12 protein-coding genes are annotated in these 12,758 nt (G+C 52.1%); 9 read left to right on the top strand and 3 right to left on the bottom strand.

All coding sequences use genetic code 11. The annotated features are described in order from the left end of the window. Positions 1-2 precede the first annotated feature (2 nt). Entirely contained in the window at positions 3-935 is a 933-nt protein-coding gene (locus AC4IBF_RS00615; RefSeq protein ID WP_133293521.1) for a divergent polysaccharide deacetylase family protein, read from the top strand. Between the two features lie 3 nt (positions 936-938). Here AC4IBF_RS00615 and AC4IBF_RS00610 read toward each other — a convergent pair whose 3' ends face one another. Continuing rightward, a complete protein-coding gene (locus tag AC4IBF_RS00610; RefSeq protein ID WP_133293520.1) occupies positions 939-1,739 on the bottom strand; it encodes a glycosyltransferase family 2 protein in 801 nt (266 codons plus the stop codon). Positions 1,740-1,944: 205 nt separating this feature from the next. Here AC4IBF_RS00610 and AC4IBF_RS00605 point away from each other — a divergent pair, with 205 nt between their 5' ends. Beyond that, the gene (locus AC4IBF_RS00605; protein WP_491463104.1) at positions 1,945-3,150 is read left to right on the top strand and encodes a glycosyltransferase; all 1,206 of its coding nucleotides are present in this window, start codon (positions 1,945-1,947) and stop codon (positions 3,148-3,150) included. Between the two features lie 15 nt (positions 3,151-3,165). Continuing rightward, entirely contained in the window at positions 3,166-4,080 is a 915-nt protein-coding gene (locus tag AC4IBF_RS00600) for a hypothetical protein (RefSeq protein ID WP_115876699.1), read from the top strand. A gap of 27 nt (positions 4,081-4,107) precedes the next feature. Here the strand turns inward: AC4IBF_RS00600 and tdh are convergent, their stop codons facing one another. Beyond that, positions 4,108-5,136: an L-threonine 3-dehydrogenase gene (gene tdh, locus AC4IBF_RS00595; protein WP_111964308.1), complete on the bottom strand. Its 1,029-nt coding sequence runs from the start codon at positions 5,134-5,136 to the stop codon at positions 4,108-4,110. Between the two features lie 9 nt (positions 5,137-5,145). Then, complete coding sequence (gene kbl, locus AC4IBF_RS00590; protein ID WP_133293518.1) at positions 5,146-6,342, bottom strand: glycine C-acetyltransferase; 1,197 nt, start codon at positions 6,340-6,342, stop codon at positions 5,146-5,148. Between the two features lie 215 nt (positions 6,343-6,557). Here kbl and rfaD point away from each other — a divergent pair, with 215 nt between their 5' ends. From rfaD to AC4IBF_RS00560, 6 genes are read left to right on the top strand one after another with little or no spacing between them, the layout of a single operon-like run. Beyond that, entirely contained in the window at positions 6,558-7,490 is a 933-nt protein-coding gene (rfaD, locus tag AC4IBF_RS00585; RefSeq protein WP_008502707.1) for an ADP-glyceromanno-heptose 6-epimerase, read from the top strand. A 2-nt stretch (positions 7,491-7,492) separates the two neighbouring features. After that, positions 7,493-8,539: an ADP-heptose--LPS heptosyltransferase RfaF gene (gene rfaF / locus AC4IBF_RS00580; RefSeq protein ID WP_133293517.1), complete on the top strand. Its 1,047-nt coding sequence runs from the start codon at positions 7,493-7,495 to the stop codon at positions 8,537-8,539. 3 nt (positions 8,540-8,542) lie between these two features. Then, positions 8,543-9,526 carry a lipopolysaccharide heptosyltransferase RfaC gene (gene rfaC, locus AC4IBF_RS00575; RefSeq protein WP_133293516.1) on the top strand — a complete coding sequence of 328 codons (984 nt, stop codon included), beginning with the start codon at positions 8,543-8,545 and terminating at the stop codon, positions 9,524-9,526. A gap of 3 nt (positions 9,527-9,529) precedes the next feature. Further along, on the top strand, positions 9,530-10,639 hold the full coding sequence (locus AC4IBF_RS00570) for a glycosyltransferase family 9 protein (protein WP_143344491.1): 1,110 nt from the start codon (positions 9,530-9,532) through the stop codon (positions 10,637-10,639). Between the two features lie 5 nt (positions 10,640-10,644). Continuing rightward, a complete protein-coding gene (locus AC4IBF_RS00565) occupies positions 10,645-11,553 on the top strand; it encodes a glycosyltransferase family 2 protein (protein ID WP_143344490.1) in 909 nt (302 codons plus the stop codon). Continuing rightward, on the top strand, positions 11,541-12,752 hold the full coding sequence (locus tag AC4IBF_RS00560) for an O-antigen ligase family protein (RefSeq protein ID WP_325814401.1): 1,212 nt from the start codon (positions 11,541-11,543) through the stop codon (positions 12,750-12,752). The genes AC4IBF_RS00565 and AC4IBF_RS00560 overlap by 13 nt, the downstream gene beginning before the upstream one ends. The last annotated feature ends 6 nt before the right edge of the window (positions 12,753-12,758 follow it).

Genomic DNA, 12,758 nt, shown 5'->3' with positions numbered 1-12,758 from the left:
TTTTGCTTCAATTTCGTCGAATGGTTTTCTCCGTCGTCAGCGCGCTGGCGCTGGCTGCACCGGTATACGCAGGTAAACTCGCTATCGTGATTGATGACTTCGGTTATCGTCCGCACTATGAAAATCAGGTGCTGGCGATGCCGTCGGCCATCTCTGTCGCCGTCCTTCCGAATGCTCCCCACGCGCGTGAGATGGCGACCAAAGCACACAGCAGCGGCCATCAGGTGCTGATCCACCTGCCAATGGCCCCGCTCAGCAAGCAGCCGCTGGAAAAAGATACCCTGCGCCCGGACATGAGCAGCGAGGAAATCGAGCGCATCATCCGTGACGCCTACAACAAAGTGCCGTATGCCGTAGGGCTGAACAACCATATGGGCAGCGCGATGACGTCAAGCCTGTACGGGATGCTCAAAGTGATGCAGGCGCTGGAGCGTTACAACCTCTACTTCCTCGACAGCATGACCATCGGCAACAGCCAGGCGATACGTGCCGCTCAGGGAACGGGCGTAAAGGTAATTAAGCGCAAGGTGTTCCTGGATGATACCCAGAACGAAGCCGATATCCGCATGCAGTTTAATCGCGCGGTACAGCTGGCCCGCCGCAATGGCTCAGCCATCGCCATCGGTCACCCGCACCCGTCTACCGTTCGCGTCCTGCAGCAGATGCTGCCGACCTTGCCTTCCGATATCACGCTGGTACGGCCGAGCGATCTACTGAACGAGCCGCAGGTGGATACCTCTACACCGAATTCTGCGCAGCCCGTCCCGACAGCGCCGCGTAATCCGTTCCGCGGCGTGAAGCGCTGTGTACCGAAGCAGCCGCTTGAACCGGTCTATGCGACCCGCTTCTTCTCCGTCATCGGAGACAGCATCAGTAACAGTACGCTGGTGAAATACGTCCAGCAGCAGTGGCAGGGATGGGGTAAGAAAGCCTGACGCCTATTTCGCAATCTGTGAGTCCGTCTGCTCGTTAGCAACGGACTCTTTTTTTTCCTGATGCTGATACCAGGATTTGAAATACTTCAAAAAACTATAGGCTGTGGCATACAGTCCCGTTGCCACCCCCACTTTGCCCTTACGCCAGGCGCCGCTAAAAAGATACCATTTGAAAAAAGCACCGATGGCGCTGATTACGCCGCGCCCAACAGAGGGCCGTATTTTTTGATGTTGAACCAGGCGGGTTGTATAACAATTTAATTTATTAAAAAGCTCGTGCAGCGTGGGAAACGTATCATGTTTTACATAGCCCTGAATACGTTCACAACGGAGAAAACCTTCGACCTGATCGTCTACCGGTCGGTTATTAAACCGGGACTGTTTACGATTAAAAAGACGCACAGGATAATCAGGGGATGAAACGGGATAAATCGTCCGGACTTCTTCACCCAGAACAAACCAGTGGCGGCATATTCGCCATGCCGTTCCGGGGTCAGGCTCATCACCTGCTTTTAACCTTAAAATGGCATTAACCGTTTCCTGGTCAAGAATTTCGTCGCTATCGATGCACAGGACCCAGTCATTGCTGGCTAAGGATATGGCATGGTTCATCTGCTCGCCATGCCAGCCAAATTTTTTATAGACCGGGAGCAGTCCAAAGCTTTCACAAATATATCGTGTTTTGTCCGTACTACCTGAATCAACCACAACGACTTCATCCGCTATTTTTAAAAGAGGCGGAATAACATCATGCAACAATCTCTCAGAATTAAACGTTAATAAGCAGACCGTTATTTTAAACATTTTCCCACTCTCAATAGCAGCCTAAATTAATATTATTAATACTATATAAATGAGTAGAGATGGTTAAAGTCCTGAATCACACTTTTAAAATAAACGAGCTTGAAATTTTCTCTAATCCTGAAGCGCAATAAAATAGAAAAATCTATTTTATTTCAACAGATTCTTTATAATGCTGTCAGATGAAGGGTAGCACACGGATTCAGACATGCCGCACAAAAGTAAAATTCTCCTCCTGGATACGGGTAAAGAATGGGGGGGAGGCACCAACAGTATGCTTGAGCTCCTGAAGCGAATCAATCGCGATAAATTCGATATTACCTGTTGTTTTTACAGTGATTATAGTCGTGCCGAAGGTGAGACGATTGGCCAGGTGCTCAACGGCATCGGGATCCCGCTCATCGTGATCCCTCAACGTCCGCAGCCGGTCTGGGCCAAATTGTTGAAGGAAGCTGGACGTAGCCTGCTGTTTTTCTCGCGCAGCGCCCGCAAGGCATTAACGCGTCACGTGGATATCATGTGGCGCATCAGGCCTAACGTCAGCAAGATCGAAACTCTTTTCTCGCAGGGCGGTTTCGATACGCTCTATATGAATAACCAACCGGGCTCAAATGAAGAAGGCTATCTGGCGGCGGCGAACCTGCAGGCGCGGGTGATCCAACACTGCCGCATTGAACCTGTTTTGACCCCACCTCTGGTAAAGCTGGTTAATGCCCATGCCACAAAAATCATCGCCGTCTCGCACGGCGTTGAACGCGTGTTACTTCAGCATGGCGTCCGGCCCGAACTGTGTACGACGGTCAATAATGCCATCGACATCCACCAGCCTTTGCCTGACCGAAGTGCGATGCGCCAGCGCCTGAATATTGATGACGACACGTTTGTGTTCGGCAGTATTGGATCCTTAATCCCTCGCAAAGCCAACCACCACACGCTGGAGGCGCTGGCACAGTTCAGCGAGAAGCATCCGCAGGCGAAATGGAAAATGGTGCTGGTCGGCGAAGGTGCCGAACGCCGCGCTTTAGCGGAACAGGCCCGAGCGCTGGGCATTGAACATCACGTCATCTTCACCGGTTTTCAGAACACCCCGTTTGATTACCTCGCTACGTTTGACGCCTTTATCCTCGCCTCAAAAAGCGAAGGGCTACCGCGCGTGGTGCTGGAAGCGATGCTTCTCAATATCCCCGTGATTGGCTCTCAGGTGACCGGCACGGCAGAATTGATTGACCATGATTCGACAGGTCTGCTCTTCCCCTGGAGCGATGTTCCACAACTTGCACAGCATCTGGACAATATCTGGGCAGACGCGGAACTGCGGGCTCGACTGGCGGCAGCTGCTTACCAGAAAGTCTGTCATAACTACGCCATTGAAAACTACGTCAGCGGTGTCGAAGCCGTGCTTGGCGCGCGCTGACCAAACGAGATAACTATGTTTAAATTTCTTAATGCTCGCTATCGTCATATCACCGGGCGACACAACATTCCTTACAGCTCTCTTCCCATGACGGGCGCGCTTGCTGCGGTGGACTCTATTGTGATTCCGTGTACCGGCGCAGATTTCGTCGAAGAAGCATTACTCTCTGCCACCTTCGCGGAACGTTATGCCACCGGGGTGAGCGAAATCGTCATCGTCAGCGATCAACCCGAATCTGCCTTTGGGATACTGCCGCCTAAAACCCGCGTAGTGACGCTTAACCTTCCCGTTCGTGAGGAAAGTTACCGCTATAAGCAGATCTACCTCAGCCGTCTGGTGAAGCTTAACGCCCCGCTACAGGCTCGCGGTGAAGGGATATTGATGATCGATTCCGATCTCAATTTGCTGAAGATGCCAGAGATCAACATGGCCGATATGCACATCTACTCCAGCTTCCGTCAGGGTAAAATGATTGCCAAGCTGGACGGTGCGCCTGCGGAGAAAGTGCCGGCGTATTACAAGGAGACGGTGCGCCCTTATCTGGTCGATCACGTTAACGGCGCGTTTCTTGCGGCAACTAAAAAAACCTGGCGCCGTATCTGCCCGCTGTGGCTGACGCTGTTCCAGGATACCTGGGAACTGATGGACGACACGCAGCCGCCGACCGATCAGCTGCCGCTCGCCGCGCTGCTGGACATGCTGGATTTAAAAACGGTTAACCTGGGTGACTGGATGAACTGGCCGGTCTCCAAGAAGATCGGCGGGCAGGAAGCCGTAGTTCCGAAAGAGGTGATTGGCGCGCACGGCGGTTTCCCTCTCTCAGAATGGCAAAAATATCTTGAGTCACCGGATAACAAACTGCTGTTCAAAGGTCAGGACTACACCCGCAAGGTGCGCTACCTGACGGACGAAGAGAAAAAGAATCAATAAAAAAAGGGGCCTCAGGCCCCTTTTTGATTACTTATCCCAGCTCAGAATCACTTTCCCTGACTGGCCGGAACGCATCGCGTCAAAGCCCTGCTGGAACTCATCGATGGAGAAACGGTGAGTGATAATCGGGGACAGATCCAGACCGGACTGGATCAGCGCCGCCATCTTGTACCAGGTCTCGAACATTTCGCGGCCATAGATGCCCTTAATGAACAGCCCCTTGAAGATGACCTTGTTCCAGTCGATAGACATATCCGACGGCGGAATACCCAGCATCGCAATACGACCGCCGTGGTTCATGGTGTCGAGCATGGTGCGAAACGCCGGTGGCGCGCCGGACATCTCCAGACCCACGTCAAAGCCTTCGGTCATGCCCAGCTCTTCCATCACGTCGCTCAGGCTCTCTTTCGAGACATCCACCGCACGGGTGACGCCCATTTTGCGCGCCAGCGACAGACGGTATTCGTTCACGTCGGTGATCACAACGTTGCGCGCACCCACGTGCTTCGCCACGGCTGCCGCCATAATGCCAATTGGGCCCGCGCCGGAGACCAGCACGTCTTCACCAACCAGGTCGAAAGAGAGCGCCGTGTGCACCGCATTGCCGAACGGGTCGAATATAGAGGCCAGATCGTCAGAAATATTGTCCGGGATTTTGAACGCGTTAAAGGCCGGGATCACCAGATATTCCGCGAAGCAGCCCGGACGGTTCACGCCCACGCCGATGGTATTACGGCACAGGTGAGTACGCCCGCCGCGGCAGTTACGGCAGTGGCCGCAGGTAATATGGCCTTCACCGGAGACGCGGTCGCCAATTTTGAAGCCTTTTACTTCCTGGCCGATACCCACCACTTCGCCGACATATTCGTGACCGACAACCATCGGTACCGGGATGGTTTTCTGCGACCACTGGTCCCAGTTATAGATGTGAACGTCAGTACCACAGATGGCCGTTTTACGAATTTTGATCAGCAGATCGTTATGACCGACTTCCGGCTCCGGCACGTCGGTCATCCAAATCCCTTCTTCCGCTTTCAGTTTGGATAACGCTTTCATCACACGTCCTCAGGCAATTACGCCCAGCTGTTTACCAATGCGGGTAAAGGCTTCTACCGCACGTTCAATTTGTTCAGGCGTATGCGCCGCAGACATCTGGGTGCGGATACGCGCCTGACCTTTTGGCACCACCGGGAAGAAGAACCCGGTGACGTAAATCCCTTCTTTCTGCAGTTCGCGGGCAAATTGCTGCGCGACGACCGCATCGCCGAGCATCACCGGAATGATCGCATGGTCGGCACCGGCCAGGGTAAACCCTGCGGCGCTCATTTTTTCACGGAACAGACGGGCGTTGGACCACAGGCGGTCGCGCAGCTCAGCGCCGGACTCCACCATCTCCAGCACTTTAATGGAGGCGGCAACAATCGCCGGCGCCAGGGAGTTGGAGAACAGATACGGACGGGAGCGCTGACGCAGCCACTCAACCACCTCTTTACGCGCGGCGGTATAGCCGCCGGACGCGCCGCCGAGCGCTTTGCCCAGCGTGCCGGTGATGATGTCCACGCGGCCCATCACGTCACAGTATTCGTGGGAGCCGCGGCCGTTTTCGCCGACAAAACCGACCGCGTGAGAGTCATCGACCATCACCAGCGCGTCGTATTTATCCGCCAGGTCGCACACGCCCTTCAGGTTGGCGATCACGCCGTCCATGGAGAATACGCCGTCGGTGGCGATCAGCACGTGGCGAGCACCCGCTTCACGAGCCTCTTTCAGGCGCGCTTCCAGCTCAACCATATCGTTGTTGGCGTAGCGGAAACGCTTCGCTTTACACAGGCGTACGCCGTCGATGATGGAAGCGTGGTTCAGGGCGTCGGAGATAATCGCATCTTCTGCACCGAGCAGGGTCTCAAACAGACCGCCGTTAGCGTCAAAGCAGGAGGAGTACAGGATCGCGTCTTCCATTCCGAGGAAGCTCGCCAGCTTTTGCTCAAGCTGTTTGTGGCTGTCCTGCGTACCGCAGATAAAGCGTACGGAGGCCATGCCGAAACCGTGGGTGTCCATGCCGTTTTTTGCAGCGGCAATCAGCTCAGGGTGATTTGCGAGACCTAAATAGTTGTTCGCACAAAAGTTGATCACATGGCTGCCGCCGGCAACGGTGATGTCCGCCTGCTGGGCAGACGTGATAATACGCTCTTCCTTGAACAACCCTTCCGCACGTGCGGTGTCGAGGTCGCTGTTTAACTGTTTGTAAAAATCACCACGCATTGCAATTCTCCAGACTCGGCAAATTTCGGGACATATTACCCAAACCTATAGTTCATGACGAGATGACACGTCATCTCTTGTCGTTTTTGCAGCATAAATCACGCGTACCCCTGCGCTGTGAAGGTGAATGGCTGAAGGGCAGCCATACTAATGATATGATAGAGACATTAGCGTCCGGGATTGTCCCCGGGCTCCACACTTCAAAGGTTACAGTTATGATCATCGTTACCGGCGGCGCGGGCTTTATCGGCAGCAATATTGTTAAGGCCCTCAATGACAAAGGCATCACCGACATCCTGGTGGTTGACAACCTGAAAGACGGCACCAAGTTCGTCAACCTGGTGGATCTGAACATCGCTGACTACATGGATAAAGAAGACTTCCTTATCCAGATTATGGCAGGCGAAGAGTTCGGCGAGATCGAAGCCATCTTCCACGAAGGTGCATGTTCTTCCACCACCGAGTGGGACGGTAAGTACATGATGGACAACAACTATCAGTACTCCAAAGAGATCCTGCACTACTGCCTGGAGCGTGAAATTCCGTTCCTGTACGCCTCCTCTGCTGCAACCTACGGCGGCCGCACCTCGGACTTCATCGAGTCCCGCGAGTATGAACAGCCGCTGAACGTCTACGGTTATTCTAAGTTTCTGTTCGACGAGTACGTGCGTCAGGTTCTGCCAGAAGCGAACTCGCAGATCGTCGGCTTCCGTTACTTCAACGTCTACGGACCGCGCGAAGGCCACAAAGGCAGTATGGCAAGCGTAGCGTTCCACCTGAACACCCAGCTGAATAACGGCGAAAGTCCGAAACTGTTCGAAGGCAGTGACGGCTTTAAGCGTGATTTCGTCTACGTAGGCGACGTTGCCGCAGTGAACCTGTGGTTCTGGGAAAACGGCGTATCCGGCATCTTCAACCTGGGGACCGGCCGCGCGGAGTCCTTCCAGGCAGTGGCTGACGCCACGCTGGCGTATCACAAAAAAGGCAGCATTGAGTACATTCCGTTCCCTGACAAGCTGAAAGGCCGTTATCAGGCATTCACGCAGGCCGATCTGACTAACCTGCGCGCAGCGGGTTATGACAAGCCGTTCAAGACCGTTGCCGAAGGCGTAACGGAATATATGGCCTGGCTGAACCGCGACGCGTAAGTATGAAGATTCTGGTGATCGGCCCGTCATGGGTGGGCGACATGATGATGTCGCAAAGTCTCTATCGCACGCTCAAGGCGCGCTATCCCCAGGCGATAATCGACGTGATGGCACCTGCATGGTGCCGTCCTCTGTTGTCGCGTATGCCGGAAGTGAATGAAGCCATCCCGATGCCGCTTGGCCACGGGGCGCTGGAAATCGGCGAACGCCGCAAACTCGGTCATAGACTTCGCGAGAAGCGCTACGATCGGGCGTATGTCCTGCCAAACTCCTTTAAATCCGCCCTGGTGCCCTTTTTTGCGGGGATACCGCACCGTACCGGCTGGCGCGGCGAAATGCGCTACGGCCTGCTGAACGATGCACGGGTGCTGGATAAAGAGGCCTGGCCGCTGATGGTGGAACGCTACGTGGCTTTGGCCTATGACAAAGGCGTGATGCGCAGTGCGAAAGACCTGCCGCAGCCGCTGCTCTGGCCACAGCTTCAGGTTAACGACGGTGAAAAATCCCAGACCTGTAACGCGTTTGGTCTTTCGTCTGAACGCCCGATGATTGGCTTTTGCCCTGGCGCCGAGTTCGGCCCGGCAAAACGCTGGCCGCACTATCATTATGCGGAGCTGGCGAAACAGCTGATTGACGAAGGCTACCAGATTGTCCTGTTCGGCTCGGCAAAGGACCACGAGGCAGGCAACGAAATTCTCGCGACGCTGAGTAATGAACAGCAGGCCTGGTGCCGCAACCTGGCGGGAGAAACGCAGCTTGAACAGGCGGTTATTCTGATTGCCGCCTGTAAGGCTGTAGTAAGTAACGATTCTGGCCTGATGCACGTCGCTGCCGCGCTCAACCGCCCGCTTGTGGCGCTGTATGGCCCAAGTAGCCCGGACTTCACGCCCCCGCTTTCTCATAAAGCGCGCGTCATTCGCCTGATCACCGGCTACCACAAAGTGCGCAAAGGCGATGCCGCAGAAGGCTATCATCAGAGCCTGATCGACATTACCCCAGAGCGCGTTCTCGAAGAACTTAACGAACTGCTGCTGAGCGAAGAAGGATAACGAATGCGGGTACTGATCGTTAAAACCTCTTCGATGGGCGATGTTCTGCATACGCTGCCGTCACTGACGGACGCCATGCGGGCCATTCCCGGCATTCGTTTTGACTGGGTAGTGGAAGAAGGTTTCGCGCAGATCCCCACCTGGCATGAAGCGGTTGACCGCGTGATCCCGGTGGCGATTCGCCGCTGGCGCAAAGCGTGGTTCTCCGCGCCAATTAAAGCCGAACGCAAAGCCTTCCGTGAGGCGGTACAGGCACAACATTACGACGCTATCATCGACGCCCAGGGGCTGGTGAAAAGCGCTGCGCTGGTGACGCGTCTGGCACATGGCGTAAAGCACGGCATGGACTGGCATACCGCCCGCGAACCGCTGGCGAGCATGTTCTATAACCGCCGCCACTACATCGCAAAGCAACAGCATGCCGTCGAACGTACACGCGAGCTGTTTGCAAAAAGTCTGGGCTATGCCAAACCGGAAACCCAAGGCGACTACGCCATTGCACAGCACTTTTTGCGCAATACAGATCCCTGTGCTCAGCCTTATCTTGTGTTCCTGCATGCCACAACTCGCGACGATAAACACTGGCCGGAAACGCACTGGCGAAGCCTGATTGAACTAATGCAACCTACCGGCATCCATATTAAACTGCCCTGGGGCGCTGAACATGAGCGGCAGCGTGCAGAGCGTCTGGCTGCAGGATTTTCGCACGTCGAGGTATTGCCGAAACTCACGCTGGCGCAGGTTGCTGCACAGCTGGCGGGGGCGAATGCTGTTGTTTCCGTTGATACCGGTTTAAGCCATTTAACCGCGGCGCTGGATCGTCCGAATATTACGATTTTTGGTCCGACCGATCCCGGATTGATCGGGGGTTACGGTAAGAACCAGCATCAGATGGTCAGCCCGACCCAGCAAACGAAGGATATCAGCGCAGATGCTATTTTTTCATTTTTACAGGGCAGCCGTTGGCTTTCCAACAGGGATATCTAACGCATGAGTTACGTATTTCTGCTGATTTTACTTTTTCCGGTAAAGCTTATCCGGAAGCTGTTCCGCAAAGAGACAGGTAAAAACCTGGTCATTCAGACAGCTAAAATCGGCGATTTTGTTAATGCAACGCCCCTTCTGGCATACCTTCAAAAAAGCGACGTACTCATCAGTCGTAGCGTGGGTGCGCTGGCGAAGCATGATGAGACGATCGATGAGATTTTTTTTATCGAGCAGCATAAGCGTAACCTGTGGCGAAAACTGGTCTTTGCCTGCCGGATCATGAATCGCTATGACAATGTCTATCTCCTGCAACCTAACAGCGTAAATCTCTTTTTCGCCTCCGTGTGTAATGCTAAAAACAAACAGTTTTTAAGCACTTACACGCACAGATGGTATCACGGTATTTTCTATGCCACGGCAGACGGTATTGTTGAACATGGTAAGAAGACTCTTTCGGTCACGAACTATCTCAAACTGGCCGATCGCACCTTAACCTGGCAAGACTCGCCAAAGCACGCCACAAAGCCACTTTTCAAACCCGCAACCTATCCGGCAATCCTTGATAAACCCGGTGTGATCCGCATTGGCATCAGCGTAGCCGCCGGAAATAAAGCGAAAACCGTTCCGCCGGTCATCTGGAAGCAAATTGCCGATCGTCTCGCTGACCTGCCTTGCGAATTTTATGTTTTTGGCGCCCCAAATGAACAATCGTGGATGGACGATATCACCCGCGCTTATGGTGAACTACCCAACTTTATTAATCTGATTGGCAAAATCTCGCTTGAAGAGCTGCCGTGGGCCATTTCTAAAATGGATTGTTATATCGCCTCTGACTCGGGGAACGTTTACATCGCCGATGCCGTCGGAGTGCCAGTTATCCTATTGTTCGGGCCTTGTTGCCACTATGAACAGCGTCCGCTGGGCAACGTGTTACTAATTGGAAATGATGACAACATTTGCTCATACGTTTTTGAAACACGGTATTACTTCTCACAGAGCAGAGAAGAACTCTTCGCTGTAACTGAAGAATCGCTACGTGACCTCAAACATTTTATTTGCGAGTTATCAACAACTAACGCAACCGCATACTCCTTTGATGCTCAGGGAAAATAATTACTATGGCTTTTCTAAGCATCATTATTGCCGCGCATAACGCTAAAGATACGCTTCACGCAACCCTGGAAAGCCTGCAAAACGCAATTGATGGTGCGGGCAACGATGTAGAGATCATTATCTTTAACGACAGCTCCAATGACTCAACGCAGGATATTATTGAAGCCTGGCTGCCAGCGTTTCCAAATGCCCAGTCCCGATACGTTGAGTACCGTAACGTAGGTCATGTTCGAAACAGTGCCCTCTCGCTGGCCTCAGGTGAATATATTACCATGCTGGATAGCGATGACCGATTGAAACCAGGCAGCATCAGGGACGCAGTGGCCTTTCTCAAAAAAGAACGCCCTGATATGCTACTGACGCGCCTGCTGGAAATTCGCGACACTAAGAAAATCACCGCCGACTGGCAGGATTTCTCTCCTGTTGCTTTGTCACAGCATGAAGCAATAAAGCGGTTCCTGCAGCACAAAGATTTTCAGGCACATCTCATCGGGCAATTCATGCATCGAAAATTGTATGCAAACAACCCGATTCCTTCGATGATCTGCTATGAAGATTTCGCCGTATTTCCCGGCATGCTGATGCAATCGAGTAAAATAGTTTATCAGCGTCAGGGACACTATTATTACATTAAACGTGGCGACAGTTTGTCGAGTCGACTCGACGCCAGTAAAATCGCTATGCTGGTTGAATGCACACTACAGATGGAAAAAACATTTCCGCCATCATTTAGACACCTTGTGAATTGTCACTGGTTTGATATTTACAGTAACCACCGCAAGCATCTGACTGACCAGCAACTCAAACTGGTTAAGCAGCGGGTAAACGCTCTTTATTCTTTCTCTTTTTTCTTCTCCAGAGATGTACGTTTCAGCTACAAAAAAAGGGTCATTGAGGCATTATGGAAAAAGTAAAACTGCGGCTTTATCAGCTTACGCTGATTTTGAGCCTTATTTCGCTTGCGCTGGCGCTGCTGAGTTCAGGTAAGCAGCGCGAGTTTTTCTATATTGCAATTTATGCCAGCATCATCGGTTTAGCTTGCGAATATAAAAAGATCACAGTGCGCCCTTTTACTATCGCATTGCCGATTTTATTAATCGGGTTGCTTAATCTTATCTGGTATATGGTGTATGAATATCATAGCGAGGGTTTGAACGTTTATAGCGATTATCTCGGTGCAAGTAAAAAATTGATTCTGGCGAGTATCCTTATATTCTATCTTGACCGGTTTAAGTCTTACATTGATCAAGCATCCTTCCAGAAATATTTCTTATACGCTTCTGGTGCTGGGTTTATGCTTGCTACTGGCTATGGCTTATGGCAAGCATCGCAGGGTATGGGGCGTATCGAGATGGCCATAAACCGTGCAACCGTGTCGGCCTATGTTTACTCTGTACTGTCACTGGCGTTTGTATATAGCCTTTATCTACAGAAAAATATAAAACTGTATGTAGCCGCAGGACTCATCATCTTAATCTCTTACTTTGTCATTCTTCTAACGGGCACGCGTGCCGCAATGGGATTATATTTACTCCTGGCGATTATACTCACGCTCTACCACTTCAGAAGAATACACCTTAAATCAACGTTGATTTTCTTATGCATTGTGGCGGGCATTGTTGTCGTTAGCTACAAGCCATTAATTTTACCAAAGATACAACAAACACAAATTGAAGTTGAAAATTACCAAAAAGGTAATGATGCAACCTCGCTCGGCGCACGTTTCTCTATGTGGAGTGTGGGTATTCAAAACGGACTTGCCCATCCTTTAGGGCAATCAGTTGAAGACCGCGAAGTATGGACACAGCAATATGTGAAAAATGGGCATCCACATCTTGCGGCCGCACTCGAGTTTATCAAAGTGCATCTGCACAATGAGTTTATTGAAAAATATTCACTGCAAGGGATCCCCGGGCTAGCGATATTATTCTTTGCCTATATATCGATGTTCGCTTACGCACTAAAAAACAAAAATGGCCTGCTGCTGACGACCCTGCTTCTTTTATTACTCTACGGCATGACGGACGTCATACTATTGAGTTCAGAGGCCTTAATTTTCTTTGTCACTGTGTTTGCGCTGAGTACACCTTTTTCGCAAACCAGGCAACGTTAATGATAG

The organism is Enterobacter sp. Taxon_8, from assembly GCF_058354585.1.
This window is presented reverse-complemented; position numbering and strand designations above follow the sequence as displayed.